This is a genomic window from Brevibacterium sp. BRM-1 (genome assembly GCF_026802075.1).
GTDB classification, from domain to species: domain Bacteria; phylum Actinomycetota; class Actinomycetes; order Actinomycetales; family Brevibacteriaceae; genus Brevibacterium; species Brevibacterium rongguiense.
In genome coordinates this window covers 125,649-140,169 of the sequence record NZ_CP113788.1, presented here as the reverse complement: position 1 = coordinate 140,169, position 14,521 = coordinate 125,649, and the positions used below count along the sequence as shown (strand labels likewise).

General features: G+C 73.2%; 15 protein-coding genes. 8 read left to right on the top strand and 7 right to left on the bottom strand.

All coding sequences use genetic code 11. From position 1 onward, the window contains the following. Positions 1–5: 5 nt before the first annotated feature. Positions 6–746, bottom strand: coding sequence for a DUF3152 domain-containing protein (locus BRM1_RS00625; RefSeq protein ID WP_160953234.1), 741 nt, complete (start codon positions 744–746; stop codon positions 6–8). An 89-nt stretch (positions 747–835) separates the two neighbouring features. On the opposite strand from BRM1_RS00625, the gene BRM1_RS00620 reads away from it, so the two are divergent. The 3 genes from BRM1_RS00620 to BRM1_RS00610 all read left to right on the top strand — a co-directional run bounded on the left by BRM1_RS00620 (position 836) and on the right by BRM1_RS00610 (position 2,408). Further along, positions 836–1,291 carry a rhodanese-like domain-containing protein gene (locus BRM1_RS00620; RefSeq protein ID WP_268527096.1) on the top strand — a complete coding sequence of 152 codons (456 nt, stop codon included), beginning with the start codon at positions 836–838 and terminating at the stop codon, positions 1,289–1,291. An 83-nt stretch (positions 1,292–1,374) separates the two neighbouring features. Next, entirely contained in the window at positions 1,375–2,037 is a 663-nt protein-coding gene (locus BRM1_RS00615; protein WP_268527093.1) for a hypothetical protein, read from the top strand. A gap of 29 nt (positions 2,038–2,066) precedes the next feature. After that, positions 2,067–2,408, top strand: coding sequence for a plasmid stabilization protein (locus tag BRM1_RS00610; RefSeq protein ID WP_268527090.1), 342 nt, complete (start codon positions 2,067–2,069; stop codon positions 2,406–2,408). Positions 2,409–2,580: 172 nt separating this feature from the next. Here the strand turns inward: BRM1_RS00610 and BRM1_RS00605 are convergent, their stop codons facing one another. Continuing rightward, positions 2,581–3,315 (bottom strand): TetR/AcrR family transcriptional regulator, encoded by a 735-nt coding sequence (locus tag BRM1_RS00605; protein WP_268527088.1) that lies wholly within the window; start codon positions 3,313–3,315, stop codon positions 2,581–2,583. A gap of 87 nt (positions 3,316–3,402) precedes the next feature. On the opposite strand from BRM1_RS00605, the gene BRM1_RS00600 reads away from it, so the two are divergent. Both BRM1_RS00600 and BRM1_RS00595 read left to right on the top strand, forming a co-directional pair. Further along, positions 3,403–5,160 (top strand): oleate hydratase, encoded by a 1,758-nt coding sequence (locus BRM1_RS00600; RefSeq protein WP_268527085.1) that lies wholly within the window; start codon positions 3,403–3,405, stop codon positions 5,158–5,160. A 33-nt stretch (positions 5,161–5,193) separates the two neighbouring features. Beyond that, a complete protein-coding gene (locus BRM1_RS00595; protein ID WP_268527082.1) occupies positions 5,194–5,919 on the top strand; it encodes a mismatch-specific DNA-glycosylase in 726 nt (241 codons plus the stop codon). A 10-nt stretch (positions 5,920–5,929) separates the two neighbouring features. On the opposite strand, the gene BRM1_RS00590 is transcribed toward BRM1_RS00595, so the two are convergent. The 3 genes from BRM1_RS00590 to BRM1_RS00580 all read right to left on the bottom strand — a co-directional run bounded on the left by BRM1_RS00590 (position 5,930) and on the right by BRM1_RS00580 (position 9,084). Beyond that, complete coding sequence (locus tag BRM1_RS00590; RefSeq protein WP_268527079.1) at positions 5,930–7,303, bottom strand: DUF2254 family protein; 1,374 nt, start codon at positions 7,301–7,303, stop codon at positions 5,930–5,932. A gap of 109 nt (positions 7,304–7,412) precedes the next feature. After that, complete coding sequence (locus BRM1_RS00585; RefSeq protein WP_268527076.1) at positions 7,413–8,273, bottom strand: 3-hydroxyacyl-CoA dehydrogenase; 861 nt, start codon at positions 8,271–8,273, stop codon at positions 7,413–7,415. 196 nt (positions 8,274–8,469) lie between these two features. Further along, positions 8,470–9,084, bottom strand: coding sequence for an endonuclease (locus BRM1_RS00580; RefSeq protein ID WP_268527073.1), 615 nt, complete (start codon positions 9,082–9,084; stop codon positions 8,470–8,472). Positions 9,085–9,155: 71 nt separating this feature from the next. Here BRM1_RS00580 and BRM1_RS00575 point away from each other — a divergent pair, with 71 nt between their 5' ends. Together BRM1_RS00575 and BRM1_RS00570 are read left to right on the top strand one after the other, a co-directional pair. Further along, a complete protein-coding gene (locus tag BRM1_RS00575; RefSeq protein ID WP_268527071.1) occupies positions 9,156–9,731 on the top strand; it encodes a 1-acyl-sn-glycerol-3-phosphate acyltransferase in 576 nt (191 codons plus the stop codon). Positions 9,732–9,777: 46 nt separating this feature from the next. Continuing rightward, complete coding sequence (locus tag BRM1_RS00570; protein ID WP_268527069.1) at positions 9,778–10,614, top strand: SDR family oxidoreductase; 837 nt, start codon at positions 9,778–9,780, stop codon at positions 10,612–10,614. An 18-nt stretch (positions 10,615–10,632) separates the two neighbouring features. On the opposite strand, the gene hchA is transcribed toward BRM1_RS00570, so the two are convergent. Both hchA and BRM1_RS00560 read right to left on the bottom strand, forming a co-directional pair. Beyond that, complete coding sequence (gene hchA / locus BRM1_RS00565) at positions 10,633–11,550, bottom strand: glyoxalase III HchA (protein WP_160953223.1); 918 nt, start codon at positions 11,548–11,550, stop codon at positions 10,633–10,635. Between the two features lie 166 nt (positions 11,551–11,716). After that, positions 11,717–13,477 (bottom strand): L-aspartate oxidase, encoded by a 1,761-nt coding sequence (locus tag BRM1_RS00560; RefSeq protein ID WP_268527066.1) that lies wholly within the window; start codon positions 13,475–13,477, stop codon positions 11,717–11,719. Between the two features lie 71 nt (positions 13,478–13,548). On the opposite strand from BRM1_RS00560, the gene BRM1_RS00555 reads away from it, so the two are divergent. Further along, positions 13,549–14,493 carry a LysR family transcriptional regulator gene (locus BRM1_RS00555; protein WP_160953221.1) on the top strand — a complete coding sequence of 315 codons (945 nt, stop codon included), beginning with the start codon at positions 13,549–13,551 and terminating at the stop codon, positions 14,491–14,493. Positions 14,494–14,521: the final 28 nt, after the last annotated feature.

Genomic DNA, 14,521 nt, shown 5'->3' with positions numbered 1-14,521 from the left:
GCACCTCAGCGCTGCGCGGGCCACCCGTTCGCCCGGCAGCCCTGGAGGGAGATCGACTGCTGCTGCATGACGGGTGCGAGCCGGCCCCTGCCGGGGCACTTCTCGTGGCCGTGCCCCAGGGCGTGGCCCACCTCGTGGCTGACGAGGTAGGTCCGGTACTGGGCCAGGCTGTCGAACTCGGGGGTCGCGGCGAGCCAGCGTCGGGCATTGAACACGACGTTGTCGCCGTTGCGGCAGGACAGCTCCCCGTCGGTTGTGGCGGGCGCGCACAGCCTGTCGACGGTCGACGGCGCGGCGATGTTGATCGTGACCTTGGCCTTGGACTGGCTGCTGACCTGCGCGAACGCCACGTGGTCGAGGCGCTGCCAGCCGCGGCGGTCCTGCAGCGTCGTCATGATGAACGACGCGGCCTCCTGTGCGTCGATCGGCAGGCCGTCCTCGACGCGGATGAAGACGGGGAAAGCGCGGCCCTGCGCATTGGCCCGCTTCGTCTCCCCCAGCGCGGCCCACCGGCCGCTGCCCTTCTCCGGCACCCCGTCGGCCGCGTGGGTGGACAGCCCGGTGGGCGCCGAGGCGCTCGGCGCCGCGAGCTGTTCCGGCTCGGCCTCCGCATCCCCGGGCCCGGCTCCGCGGGCGACCGCGGCCCACAGCACTCCGGCGGCCACGAGGAGGAGCGCGCAGACCGCGGCGCAGGCGGCGATGAGGCGGCGCCGGCGGATCACCGCGCTCGGGGGCTTCTCGGACATGGGGCAAGGCTACGGGGGCCGGTGGGCACCCCGCGCTTTTCGGAAGGAGTGGGAGCACCGCGGGCGGGGGCGGGGTGTACGGTGCCGGGATGGCAGCGAACGACTCACCGCCCGCATCGCCCGCGGCGGGCACCTCCGAGCCCACCGCCCCGGGTGCCATGGCCCTGCTCGCGCGGGCGCGGGCCGGCATCGAGCGGCTCAGCCCGCAGGAGGCCCTGGCGGAGCAGGGTGCGGGCGCCCTCATCGTCGACGTCCGCACGGAGGCCCACCGGCGCGGCGCCGCCCACATCCCCGGTGCTCTCGTCATCGACCTCACGGTGCTGCCGTGGCGCCTGGACCCCGGGTTCGCGTGGCGCATTCCGGAGGCGCGCAGCCGCGATCAGCGCTGGATCATCGTGTGCCGCCACGGCTACTCCTCCGCACTGGCGGCCTTCAGCCTGCGCCAGATGGGCCTGCACCGGGCCGCGGACATCGACGGCGGCTTCGAGGCCTGGGCCGCCGCGGGCCTGCCCCTCACCCAGGAAGCGCCCGATGTGCGGGAGTGACGCCGCCGCCGGCGCGGACTAGGGTCGGAGACGAACACCGGCCACCCACGGGCCCACGGGCCCGCACACCCAAGGAGGAACCCATGAGCGATCACGCGGAGAAGACCAAGGAGCGCATCCTCGCAAGCCCCGCCCCGCGCGATATCGAGTGGACCCACTTCATCACGATGTGGGAGAACTACGCGGACCGTGTCGAGCAGGAGTCCGGGGACCGCCTGGCCGTCGATATGAACGGCCACCGCCAGGTCTTCCGCCGCCAGCACGACGGCCTCGTGGGCATCGAGGACATCGAGCACGCCCGCCACCTCTTCGCGAAGCACGAGTCGACCGAGGGCACCGGCCGCCTGTTCGTCGTCACGCTGACGGAGGAGGACGCGCGGTTCTACGACTTCGACCTCAGCGCCCACGACGTGGAGGTCGACGCGCACGAGCACGAGAAGAACCCGGACTCGCGCGGCCACCACATGCGCACGGTGGAGAAGAAGACCGGCCGGGACGACGAGAACGACCTCAAGCGCTTCTTCGACGACCTCGTCGCGGACCTCAATAGGGACGCCGCGGGCCGCGACTTCGTGCTGCTGGGCCACGGCACCGGCAAGTCCAATGCCGCGCAGGCGTTCGCGGAGTACCTGGAGAAGGGCAGCCACCCGCTCCACGCGCACGTCATCGCGGTGGGCGACATCGACCTGAGCGCCGCCGGCGAGCCGGAGATCGAGAAGAAGGCCCAGGAGCTCGCCGGGCGCTGAGCGCGCCGGCCAGCGGGAAGGGAGCGGCCATGCCCCAGCAGCCGTGGAGTGACAAGCGCGAGCGGCAGTACGAGCACATCCGCGACAGCCTCGAGCAGCGCGGCCGCTCCGAGGACACCGCGGAGGAGATCGCCGCGCGCACCGTGAACAAGGAGCGCGCCCAGGAGGGCGAGGCGAAGGACGCCTCGCGCACCTCGACGCAGGACATGTCCCCGTCGAAGCGCGGGGGCCAGCACTCGCACGAGGGCCCCCAGGGCCGCACCCGCGACCAGCTGTACGCCGACGCCAAGCGCCACGGCATCGAGGGCAGGTCTTCGATGGACAAGGCCGAACTCGAGCGCGCGGTGCACCGGGCCGAGCGGCGCGACTGAGGCGATGGCGCGCAGCACCGGGGCCAGCGAGGACCCCGCGGTTGAGGCCGGGCCGGTGCTGCGGGCCTCGCATTCGCACCTCTTCTGCGGGGCGCGCCTGCGCTGGCGGGCACGCTCCTGCCGGCCGTGCGGTGGGGCATCGAGCCGTTACCGGCCGGCGACGGCTTCCGGGTCACCGAGCGGCTGACGCCCCGGCCACCACGAGGTCGATGAGCCGGCGCAGGACCACATCGATGTCCTCGCCGTCGATGCGCCCCTGCCGGGAGCGGTTGAGCTCGACGAGCACGCCGGTGACGATGAGGCGGGCACCGGTCGCCGCGGCATCGGTGCGGGAGCCGGGCTGGGCCGCTTGCCTGTCTTCCCGATCTGCTTCCTCCGCCCCCCGCAGCCGGGCGGCGATCTGGTCCTCGAGCGCCTCCACGTGGGCGAGCACCTGCTGACGGTGCGGCATGTCCGCGCCGAAGAGGATCTCGCGGGCGACCCACGTCGTGGGCTCGGGCCAGCGGCGCATGGCGGCGACGAACGGCGAGATGAGGTCCGCGATCTGCCCCGCGGTCTCCCCCGCCGCCAGACGGGTGCCGGATGCGCCGGGTACGCCGCGCCCAGGTCGCGGTGCCGCGGCCTGCGCCTCCTCGTGCCCGCCCCAGAGCGCCGCCGTGACCATCATGAGCAGCTCCGCCTTCGTCGCCGCGTGCTGGAAGACGGTCCCCTGGGCCACGTCCGCGGCCCGGGCCACCTCGCTCATCAAGGTGGCCTCGAAGCCGCGCTCCTCGAAGAGCGCGCGCGCCGCGGCGAGGATCCGGGCGCGCTTGTCCGCCTTGGCCCGCTCGCGCCTGCCCGGTGCCGGCGGCTCCCGCCCCGTCGTGGGCGATGTCCCTGCCGCCGCGGCCCCCTCAATCGTCGTCATGCTGCGATTGTAGTCCACTCAAAATTGAGTACACTCAATATTGAGGCCGGATGAGCCCCGTTCGGCACGCATCGGGAAGGACGGACCATGGAGCACACGGCAGGCAACTACGAGGCATTCGCGCGCCCCCGCCCCGCACGCCACGCGCAGGAGACGAAGGCGTACATCGTCGGCAGCGGCCTGGCCGGGCTCGCGGCGGCCGTCTTCCTCATCCGCGACGCCGGGGTCCCCGGCGCCAACGTCACGATCCTCGAGAAGGGCGACATCGCCGGTGGCGCGCTCGACGGCCTGGACGTCCCGGAGAAGGGCTTCGTCATCCGCGGCGGCCGCGAGCTGGAGAACCACATGGAGTGCCTGTGGGACATGATGCGCTCCATCCCCTCACTCGAGATCGACGGCGCCTCCGTGCTCGACGAGTTCTACTGGCTCAACAAGGACGACCCCAACTACTCGCTGCGTCGCGCCACCGTGCGCCAGGGCGAGGACGCGGGCCACGAGGGCCGCTTCGACCTGCCGAAGCGGGCGCAGAAGGACCTGTTGAAGATCTTTCTCGCCGAGCGCTCCGAGATGGAGGGCAAGCGCATCGACGAGGTGATGGGCCGCGAGTTCCTCGACTCCCCGTTCTGGATGTACTGGCGGACGATGTTCGCCTTCGAGGAGTGGCACTCGGCGCTCGAATTCAAGCTCTACCTCCACCGCTTCATCCACCACATCGGCGGGCTGCCGGACTTCACGGCGCTGAAGTTCACGAAGTACAACCAGTACGAGTCCTTCGTGCTGCCGCTCATGCACTACCTCACCGAGCACGGCGTCGTCTTCCAGTCCGGCACCGAGGTCCTCGATGTGGACTTCGCCCACCGCAGCGGGGAGATCCGGGCGACGGCCCTCCACTGCCGCCGCGCCGGCGCCGAGGAGACGATCGAGCTGGGCGAGCACGACCTCGCGCTCCTCACGATCGGCTCGCTCGTCGACAACTCCGACGACGGGGACCACCACACGCCCGCAGCCCTCAACGAGGGCCCGGCACCGGCCTGGGACCTGTGGAAGCGCATCGCGAAGAAGGACCCCGCCTTCGGCCGGCCCGAGGTGTTCTGCTCCTCGATCGAGGAGACGAAGTGGGAATCGGCCACCGTCACGACCCTCGACGAGCGCATCCCCGCCTACATCGAGCGCATCGCCCAGCGCGATCCGTTCAGCGGCCGCGTGGTCACCGGCGGCATCGTCACCGCGGAGGACTCGAAGTGGCTGCTGAGCTGGACGGTCAACCGCCAGCCGCACTTCAAGAAGCAGCCGGCCGACCAGATCGTCGTGTGGGTCTACGGCCTGTTCGTCGATGTCGAGGGCGACTACGTGAAGAAGCCGCTGGCGCAGTGCACCGGCGAGGAGATCACCCAGGAGTGGCTCTACCACCTGGGCGTGCCCGTCGAGGAGATCCCGGAGCTCGCGGCGACCGGCGCCCGGTGCGTGCCGGTCATGATGCCCTACGTCACGAGCTTCTTCATGCCCCGTCGCGCCGGCGATCGCCCGCAGGTGGTGCCGGAGGGCGCGCAGAACTTCGCGTTCCTCGGCCAATTCGCGGAGACCGGCCGGGACACGATCTTCACGACCGAGTACTCGGTGCGCACGGGCATGGAGGCCGTCTACGAGCTCCTCGACGTGGAGCGCGGCGTGCCGGAGACCTGGGGCTCCACATACGACGTGCGCGCGCTGCTCGAGGCCTCGGCCCGGATGCGCGACGGCAAGAAGGTCGAGATGCCCGGGCCGGCGGCGCTGCGCGGCTACCTGCGCGGCAGGCTCGAGCACGGGGAGATCGGCCAGCTGCTCGAGGAGCACGGCCTCATCTGAGACCGCTCCCGAGGCGCGCCTAGGCTGGTTGGCATGTCGCCTCCCGCTCCCCTCGGCCCCGAATCCGGTCTCCCCGCGCGCTGGCGGCCCTGGCGGCGGCCCTCGCCGCTGGGCGGCGCGCGGCCCACTCCCGCGCAGCTCGCCGCGGCGGCCGAGGGGCCGGTCCGCGACGATGTGCTCCCGCTGCCGGACGACGCGCAGTCCGCGGGCCGGGTCCGCCTGCTCATCGTGGGCATCAACCCGAGCCCGTGGACGACCGCGGTGAACGCGCCCTTCGCCCGGCCCGGCAACCGCTTCTGGCCCTCGCTCGCGGCGGCGGGCATCCTGCCGTGCACCGTCGATGCCTCGCGCGGGCTGAGCCCGGCCGACGAGCGCCTGCTCGCCGAGCGCGGCATCGGCATCGCCAACCTCGTGGGCCGCACCACGGCCCGCGCCGCCCAGCTGAAGCCCGCGGAGCTGCGCGCGGGCGGGCAGCGGCTGGCCCGGCGGACGGCCGTGCTGCGGCCCGGCGCCGTGGCGATCGTGGGCATCACCGCCTTCCGCACGGCCTTCGACCGGCCCGCGGCGGTGCTCGGCCGGCAGCCGGCCGCAGCCGACGACGGTGTGCCCTGGGTGCCCGGCTGGCCGCACGATGTGCCGCTGTGGGCGCTGCCGAACCCCAGCGGCCTCAACGCCCACGAGACCGCCGACACGCTGGCGGCGAAGTGGCGCGAGGTGTGGGCGGCCACGGGCGGTGCACCCGAGTCGGGGCGGGGCTGAGCGGCAGCGCTCAGGCCGGCGGGGCCTCGGCGGTCCCGGCGGCCCGGCCCAGCCCCTGCGGGTCGGCGCACCCGGCGAGCCTGCGATCGAGCGGATCGGCCCACCACCGCTCGAGCCCGCGGTCGAGGGCGGCGCGGCGCTCGGCCAGCGCCCCCCGCTGCCCGGGCTCGCACTGCGCGGCCAGCGTGTCGAAGAGCGCCCGCAGGCGGCGCTGGATCTGCACGCTGCCGGTGCCGTACTGGCGGATCTCGTCCGTGGCCGCGGCCACGTAGTCGTCCCAGCTGCGGGTCCAGTCGCGCAGGACGGAGGCGTCGGGGTGGGCGGCGAGCAGCGCCTCGCGCGCCGCGATGTCCGGGGCGAGCTCGGCGAGGATGTCCTCGATCTCGTCGAGTGCCTGGACGGCCCGGCTGGGGTCGTTGACGGCGGGCGAGAGCGCCTTGAGCGCGATGTCGACCATGGCGCGGATCGCGCCGAAGGGGCCGCTGGCGGGCGAGAGCACGTCGCCGAACGCCAGGACGGACTCGAGGGTGCGGCACTGCGCGCGACTGGCCGGCGCGCTCGTGCGGAACAGCAGGCCTCCCACCGGCACGGGGGTGCCCAGGCTCGGGACGAGCTCGATGCGCATGCCCCAGGCGTCCTCGCAGTCGAGCAGGCGCGGGATGTTGACGGCCAGCACTACGTCCCCGCGCGGCGTGCGCCTGCGCCGCCGCACCGCATGGCCGCCGGCCGCGGTGCCCGTGGCCAGCTCCGCGGCGCGGGTGTGGAAGCGGGCGGGGTCGTAGCGCGAGGCCTCGGGCCCCTCGGCGGCGAGGTGGCGCAGCAGGCCGCCGGGGTTGAGCAGGCGGCACACGCGCACGACCACGGCGATGAACATGATGCCGCAGCCCGTCGTGATGATGACCGCCACGAGGGTCGAGGCCCACGGCCGGTACGCCTGACCGCGCATGGCGATGGAGAGCGCGACGAGCAGCGCATACGCGAACGTGCCCACGAAGCAGCCCAGCCCCCACTGGATGACGCGATCGCCCTGGAAGACCGGGGAGATGCGCACCGACAGGGCGGTCACGCCCAGGCTCATGGCCGCCGTCAGCGCGCTGAAGACCAGGCCTGCGAGCGTGACCATGGCCCCGGAGATGATGCCGAGCAGCGAGCCCACGGCGCCCGCGTCGAGGGGCGGGTAGGCCGTCAGCGGGGCCAGGACGCGATCGGCCAGGGGCAGCAGGAGGCCAAGCGCGAGGGCCGCGAGGAAGAGGCGGAGCGGAATGCCCCACATCGTGGGCTCGCGCACGTGCCTGCACATCGCAGCCCACTCGCGGCGGTCGGCCGCGGTCTCTCGGCGGGCCTGGGCGGCCTCCCGGCCCTCGCCCCTCGGCGCTGCGCCCACACGGACCTCCCTGTCTGCGGCCCGCCCGGCGGCGCGCCCGCCGCACGGGTGGCGCGGCACCTGAAGCCTACCGAGGCGGGCGCGCCGTCACCACTGGGAGGCGGGCGGCTCAGGCCTGCGGGTCGTCGTAGAACCCGCCGCCCGCGCCGGCGCCCAGGCGGCCGCGATCGATGTAGTGCTCCTTGAGCCACGCGGCGAGGCGCTGGCTGTGCTCATCGCCGCTGGCCAGGATGTTGTAGGCCGTGCCCAGCCCCACGACATCGTAGATCTGGAACGGTCCCATGGGAGCGCCCGTGGCGATCCGCCAGACGTTGTCGACGTCCTGGGGCTGCGCATAGCCGCCCGCGGCCAGGTCGAGGGCCGCGTTGAGGAAGGGCACGAGCAGCGAGTTGAGCACGTAGCCCGGGCGCTCCTTGAGCACGGGAATGGGCACCATGCCGATCTCCCGGGCGAACTCCACGACCGTGTCGAAGACGGCGGGGCTCGTGTCCGCGGTGCCCATGACCTCCGCGGTGTTGAACTTCCAGATCTGGTTGGCGAAGTGCAGGGCGAGGAACCGGTCGGGGCGCCCGGTGAAGTCCTTGATGTCGCTGGGCAGCAGCGTCGAGGAGTTCGTCGCGAAGATCGTGCGCTCGGGGGCGAGCGCCGCGAGCTTCTCGTAGGTCTCGCGCTTGATGTCGAGGCGCTCGGGGACGGCCTCGATGATGAGGTCGGCATTCCCCGCGGCCTGCGCGAGGTCCGTCGTCATCGTCAGGCGGTCGAGCGCGGCCTGCGTGCTCGCCTCGGTGGCGCCCTCGACCTCGGCGCGGTAGGCGGCGACGAGCGCGTCCAGCCGCTTGCGGCCGGCGGTCAGGGCCTCATCGCCGATGTCGTAGACGGTAACGTCGAAGCCGCGGTAGGCGGTCTGGTAGGCGATCTGCGTGCCGAGCACTCCGGCTCCCAGCACGGTGACGTGTGCGATCTGACTCATGGTGTCCCTCCTCGCTCAGCCGCCGCGGCGGCCGCGCATGCTCCATGCGCTCATTTTTGAGCGTACTCATTTTTATCCGCGCGGCAAGGGCACACGTCACAATCGGGCCCGGCTGGACGCGTCCGGGACTGTGGGCCGAGCAGGACCGGGCCCGCAGTCCGGGCCCAGCAGTTCGTGCCCTGCGCGGTCGCGGGTCCTACTTCTGCAGCGCGCGGCGCACGAGCGCGGCGGCGAACCGCGCCCGGTCGGCAGGGGCGACGAGGCCGGCCAGCGCCTCGGGGTCGGCCGGCAGCCCCGCCCGGCGGGCGCCCTCGAGGGCCTTGGCGTCGAAGACCGGTTCCAGCGACCAGACCCCCTGGGCCTCGCGCAGGAAGATCTGCGCGCCCGCGGGTCCGATGCCGGGGAACGCCTGCAGCAGCCGGCCGAGGGCTGCGAGGTCTGCGCCCCCGTCGGCGCGGAGCCGGCGCAGGTCACCGCGGTAGTCCGCGAGCAGCTGCTCGGACATGGCGCGCAGCCGTGTGGCAGTGCTCTCGTCGTAGCGCCGGTAGCCCGCGCGGCCCAGAGCCGCCACGCGCTCAGCGCGCCCCGAGTCGCGCATGCGCGCGGGAGTGGTGAGGCCGGCGGCCCAGAGCTCGCGCGCCGCGGCGACCGCGATGTCCGCCCCGATCCGGGCGGACAAGAGGTTGGCGAGCACGAGCAGCTGGAAGAGGGGCGCCGGACGATCGGCCAGGCGGATCCCCGCCTGCTGGGCATACGTCGTGCCGTGCTCGTCCAGGAGGTCGCCCGCGATGCGGGCGGGGGGCTTCGCCATGGCGCCCACCCTAGGCCAGCCGCCCCGGACGCGAATAGGCCGCTGGCGGCGCGTCGCCTAGGGTGGGCGCCATGATTCGACGCCTGATCGCGCGCGGCTTCTGGCGCCTGAGCCCGTACACGCTGGCCACCGACCCCGCCCCCAGCCGGCCCACCGTGCTGCTGGGCGCCCCGCACACCTCGAACTGGGACTTTCCGCTCATGCTGGCGATCGCGTGGCGCCTGGGCATCCACGTGCACTGGCTGGGCAAGCACAGTTTGTTCGCGGGCTGGCGGGGGCCCATCATGCGCGCGCTCGGCGGGATCCCGGTGGACCGCTCGGACCCCAGCCGGATCGTCGCGCAGGTCGTGGCGCGGGTGCACGCCGGGGAGTCGTTCGGCATCGTCGTCACCCCCGACGGCACCCGCGGTGCTCACGAGCACTGGAAGTCCGGCTTCTACCGCATCGCCACCGAGGCCGGCATGCCCGTGACGCTGGGCTTCGTCGACAGCGCCACGAAGACCACGGGACTCGGCCCCACCATCGACCTCACCGGCGATGTGGCCGCAGACATGGACCGCATCCGCGCGTTCTACGCGGGCAAGGTCGGAATCCGCCCGCAGCTCACGGTCGAGCCGCGCCTGCGCGAGGAGCGCGCGTTCGACTGAGCGCGCGGTAGGATCGGCCCACATCCGCGCGGCACCAGGAGGAAGCATGGCCACAGGCGTCTGGCTCGTCACGGGAGCCTCGAAGGGCATGGGGCTGGAGATCGTCCGGGCGGCACTGGCCGCCGGCCACACGGTGGTGGGCACCTCGCGCTCGCCGGAGCGGCTGCGGGCGCAGGTCGAGGCGGGTGCGGACCGCTTCCGCGCCGTCGCCATGGACCTGGGCAGCGCCGAGAGCGCGCAGGCCACGGTCGATGCGGTCGTCGCCGAGTTCGGCCGCCTCGACGTGGTCGTCAACAATGCGGGCTATTCCCTGCTGGGGGCCGTGGAGGAGTTCTCTGATGCGGAGGTCGCCGCGAACTTCGAGGTGAACGTCTTCGGCCTGCTGCGGGTCACCCGCGCGGCGCTGGGCGCCATGCGCCGGCAGCGGAGCGGCATGATCGTGAATATGGCCTCGATCTCCGCGACCGTGACGAGCCCGGCGACCGGGCTCTGCAGCGCCACGAAGGCGGCGGTGCTCATGCTCACGGAGGCGGTGGCCCAGGAGGCCGCCGAGTTCGGGGTGCGGGCCACGGCCGTGTGCCCCGGCGGCGTGCGCACGGACTTCCTCGACGCGTCGTCCTCACGGCGCCCGGCTGACACGATCGAGGACTACACGCAGGTCTCCCGCGCACTCGCGCAGCTCGACGGCCTCAACCACGCACAGGGCGGGGACCCCGCCCTCGTCGCGCGCGCGATCGTCGAGCTCGCGGACCTGCCGAACCCGCCCTCGCGCCTCTACCTGGGCCGCGATGCGCTCCACGCCGTGCGCGAGCAGTCCGCGCGGGTGCTGGCGAGCGCCGACGAGCACCGCGAGCTCTCGGAGAGCACCACCCGGCCCGCGTGAGCGGGCCCGGGGGGACGCTTAAGAGCCGAAGCGCTCGAGCAGCGCGGCGGCGGCCTCCTTGCCCAGGGCGTTGGCGGCCAGGGGGCTGTCGCCGGTGAGGACATTGCGGTCGCGGGTCGTCTGGCCGGTCATGTCGTCGTTGAGGATCGTCAGCCCCTCGGCGCGCAGCGCCTCGCCCAGCTTCCACGGCATAGGGCCGGGCAGGTAGCCGATCTCCAGGTTCGCCCCGAAGTCCAGGGCGTCGGGGAAGGCCGTGATGGCGAAGCCCGCGAACGGGTTCGATGACCGGCCCAGCCCGGCGGCCCGGAAGGCGGCCGGTCCGTGGCACAGGGAGACGATGAGCCGGTCCTCGGCCAGGAAGAAGTCGAGCGCTTCCTGCACCTCGGCGCTGAACGGCAGGGCATTCATGGCCCCGTGGCCGCCGGGGATGAACACCGCGGCGTAGTCCTCCAGCCCATCCGCGATGACGTCGGACAGGCGCCTGGGGGCCTTGAAGTCCGCGCGCGAGGCCTCCCAGGCCTGGGCTACGGCTGCGTCCTGCGAGGGGTAGGCCCACCACTCGAACTTGGCGGGCGTGCCGTCGATCGTCGCGATGTCGATGCCGTAGCCCGCGTGCGCCATGTGGTGCAGCGGCAGCAGGGTCTCGACCGGGTGGTTGCCGGTGGAGAAGAACGTGCCGTTGTCCATGAGCATGTAGCGCTCGGCGGTGGCGATGACGAGGACCTTCCAGCGATCGCCGGCATAGGCCTCGTCCGTGGCGAACCCGTCGAAGTCGGTCGTGGGCGCGGTGTACTGCGACAGCGAGTAGGGCGAGGGGAAGAAGGCGCCGTCCTCGGCGTGATCCGGGGCGGGGCTGCGGTCCTCGGCCTGCTGGCGGTCCTCGTCTTGCAGGGCTTCCTGAGCGTGCTGGTTCTGCTGGTCCGATGTCTGGGCCATGTCGTTCCCTTCTCGCGGCGATCCGCCCTGTGGCGGGGTGCCCACCCTAGCCCCCGGTCCCCGGCACCGGGCAACCCCGGCACCGGACAACCCCAGCACTGGGCAGCCCCGGCCGGCCCGACGCACGCCTCCCCCGGCCTCGGGCACCCCGGGGCCGGTGTGCCCGCTACCCGACGAGCTTGCCCTGCAGGTCGATCTCCTCGCCCGAGTGCATGAGCGCGCCGACGGCCGGGTCGGCCTCCGGGATCCGCTCGCGCACGACGCCGGCCTCCGGGGACCACACGAGGTTGACCTGGAGCTCCGGGTCCATCTCCGGGTAGTCGCTGCGGTTATGGCACCCGCGGGTCTCGCGCCGCTCGAGCGCGCACTCGAGGGTGGCGCGGGCGGCAAGCACGGAGGACTTGAGGTCGAAGGCGTGGGACAGATCGGCGTAGCCGGCGATGTCCGGGTGGATGCCCACCTGGGCCATCCGCGCCTCGATGTCGGCGAGCCTGTCGAGCCCCGCCCGCAGGCCGGCCTCGTCGCGCACCACGCCGGCGTGCTCGGTCATGAGGTTGCGCACCTCACGCTGGAGGGCGCGCACGTTCTCCGTGCCCTGGTAGTCGAGCAGCTTTTGGACCTCGCCGCGGGCCTGCGCCACCGCCTCGGCGGAGCGCACCTGCGCCTCGAGGCCCGCGGAATAGGCGAGCGCGCTCTGGCCCACGAGCCGGCCGAAGACGAGCAGCTCGATGAGCGAGTTGCCGCCCAGGCGGTTGGCGCCGTGGAGCCCGGAGGACGCCTCGCCGATCGCCCACAGGCCCGCGACGTCGGTGCTGTGGTCGACGGGGTCCACCCACACCCCGCCCATCGAGTAGTGGGCGGTGGGGGCGATCTCGATGGGGCTCTGGGTGATGTCGAGCATCTGGGTCTCCATAAGCGTCTGGTACACCCGCGGCAGGCGGCCCATGATCGTCTCGCGCGGCAGGTGCGAGACGTCGAGCCACACGCCGCCGTGCTCGGTGCCGCGGCCCTCCTGGATCTCCGTGTAGGCGGCCAGCGCCACGCGGTCGCGGGTGGACAGCTCCATCCGCTCCGGGTCGTAGCGCTCCATGAACCGCTCGCCCAGGGCATTGCGCAGGATGCCGCCCTCACCGCGCGCGGCCTCGGAGACCAGGGTGCCCGCCGCGTTCTCCGGCTCGAGGATGCCCGAGGGGTGGAACTGGACGAGCTCGGCGTCGCGCAGGCGGGCGCCGGCCTCGACGGCCAGGCGGAACGAGTCGCCGGTGTTCTCATCGCGGCGCGAGGAGGTCCGCCGCCAGATCCGGTTGTGGCCGCCGGCGGCCAGGATGACGGCGTCCGCGTTGATCCGGTAGCGGGTGCCGTCGAGCGTGTCGAAGCCGTAGGCGCCGAAGATCCGGCCGTCGGCCACGAGCAGCTTCGTGATGTAGACGCGGTCGAGGATGGGGATGTCGAGCGCCTGCGCGCGGTGGATGAGGGTGCGCTGGATCTCCAGGCCGGCGTAGTCCCCGGCGAAGGCGGTGCGCCGCCAGGTGTGGGCGCCGAAGAAGCGCTGGGAGATCCGCCCGTCCTCCTCCTTGGCGAACGCCATCCCGTAGCGCTCGAGGTCGGCGATGCCCTGCGCGGCGCCCTGGGTGACGATCTCCACGGTGCGGGGGTTGGCCAGCCCGTAGGACTCCTTGATCGTGTCCGCCGCGTGCTGCTGCCATGTGTCATCGGGGTCCATCGTGGCCAGGGCGGCGTTGATGCCGCCGGCGGCCAGCGAGGTGTGGGCGTCCTCCTTGGGGCGCTTGCCCACGGCGACGACGTCGACGCCGGACTCGGCCACCTCGATGGCGGCGCGCAGGCCGGAGCCGCCGGTGCCGATGACGAGCACGGAGGTGGCGATGACGTGTTCTGTGGTGGGGGCAGGGCCCGCTGTGGCAGTCATGCCGACCAGGTTAGGTACGCCTGATCTATGCGTCCAATGCATTGTTCAACTGACCTTGATAGCCCTACGCTATGGGGGTGAATCTCGAACAGCTCGCGGGCTTTGCCGAAGTCGCCCGGACCGGCCACTTCACGAGGGCCGCCGCGGCCCTGCATCTGGCCCAGCCCTCGCTCAGCCGCCAGATCTCCACCCTCGAGCGGGAGCTGGGCGCTCGGCTCTTCGACCGCGCGCACGGGCGCATCGCCCTCACCGCCGCCGGCGAGGCGCTGCTGCCCACCGCCCGCCGGATGCTCGCCGATGCGCAGGCGGTGCGCCGTGACCTCGACGAGCTCGCGGGCCTGCGCCGCGGCCGGGTCCGCCTGGGCGCCACGCCCACGCTGTGCGTGAGCCTGGCCGCCGAGGCGCTGGGCCGCTTCCACCGCGCCCACCCGGGCATCGAGCTCGAGCTCATGGAGAAGGGCTCGCGCGAGCTCATCGGCGCGCTCGGCGCCGGCGACCTCGACCTGGCGCTCATCACGCGCACGCTGGAGCCGGCCGCGCGGATGCCGCGCCTGGACCTGCGCGCGGTGCTGGGCGAGGACCTCGTCGTGGTCTGCGGGGCGGACTTCCCGCTGCTGCCGCGCGGTGCCGTCACGCTGGCCCAGCTCGCCGCGCTCCCCCAGGTCCAGTTCCACCACGGCTATGACCTGCGCGAGGCCACCGATGCCGCGTTCGCCGCGGCGGGCCTGTCCCCCGCCGTCGTCGTCGAGGGCGCGGAGATGGACGCCGTCCTGCGCTTCGTCGAGCGGGGGCTGGGCGTGGCCGTGGTGCCCGCGATGGTGCTCGTCGACCGGCCGCAGCTGACCTCCGTGCCGCTCGTCGAGCCGAGCCTTTCGCGCACCGTCAGCCTCGCCACCCGGGCGGGGATCCGCCCCTCGCGCGCGGCGCAGGCCCTCGAGCGCGCGATCCTCGCCACGGCGCGCACCCTCGTGGAGGAGGAACCGGAGCTCGCCTCGCTCGTGCGCCCGGCGCCGTAGGTGCCCTGCCGCCGAGGCGCCGGTCCGC

What these genes read in the sequence shown, in the direction of transcription:
- BRM1_RS00625 (WP_160953234.1), bottom strand. Translation starts at nt 746, where the DNA reads ATGTCCGAGAAGCCCCCGAGCGCGGTGATCCGCCGGCGCCGCCTCATC.
- BRM1_RS00620 (WP_268527096.1), top strand. Translation starts at nt 836, where the DNA reads ATGGCAGCGAACGACTCACCGCCCGCATCGCCCGCGGCGGGCACCTCC.
- BRM1_RS00615 (WP_268527093.1), top strand. Translation starts at nt 1,375, where the DNA reads ATGAGCGATCACGCGGAGAAGACCAAGGAGCGCATCCTCGCAAGCCCC.
- BRM1_RS00610 (WP_268527090.1), top strand. Translation starts at nt 2,067, where the DNA reads ATGCCCCAGCAGCCGTGGAGTGACAAGCGCGAGCGGCAGTACGAGCAC.
- BRM1_RS00605 (WP_268527088.1), bottom strand. Translation starts at nt 3,315, where the DNA reads ATGACGACGATTGAGGGGGCCGCGGCGGCAGGGACATCGCCCACGACG.
- BRM1_RS00600 (WP_268527085.1), top strand. Translation starts at nt 3,403, where the DNA reads ATGGAGCACACGGCAGGCAACTACGAGGCATTCGCGCGCCCCCGCCCC.
- BRM1_RS00595 (WP_268527082.1), top strand. Translation starts at nt 5,194, where the DNA reads ATGTCGCCTCCCGCTCCCCTCGGCCCCGAATCCGGTCTCCCCGCGCGC.
- BRM1_RS00585 (WP_268527076.1), bottom strand. Translation starts at nt 8,273, where the DNA reads ATGAGTCAGATCGCACACGTCACCGTGCTGGGAGCCGGAGTGCTCGGC.
- BRM1_RS00580 (WP_268527073.1), bottom strand. Translation starts at nt 9,084, where the DNA reads ATGGCGAAGCCCCCCGCCCGCATCGCGGGCGACCTCCTGGACGAGCAC.
- BRM1_RS00575 (WP_268527071.1), top strand. Translation starts at nt 9,156, where the DNA reads ATGATTCGACGCCTGATCGCGCGCGGCTTCTGGCGCCTGAGCCCGTAC.
- BRM1_RS00570 (WP_268527069.1), top strand. Translation starts at nt 9,778, where the DNA reads ATGGCCACAGGCGTCTGGCTCGTCACGGGAGCCTCGAAGGGCATGGGG.
- hchA (WP_160953223.1), bottom strand. Translation starts at nt 11,550, where the DNA reads ATGGCCCAGACATCGGACCAGCAGAACCAGCACGCTCAGGAAGCCCTG.
- BRM1_RS00560 (WP_268527066.1), bottom strand. Translation starts at nt 13,477, where the DNA reads ATGACTGCCACAGCGGGCCCTGCCCCCACCACAGAACACGTCATCGCC.
- BRM1_RS00555 (WP_160953221.1), top strand. Translation starts at nt 13,549, where the DNA reads ATGGGGGTGAATCTCGAACAGCTCGCGGGCTTTGCCGAAGTCGCCCGG.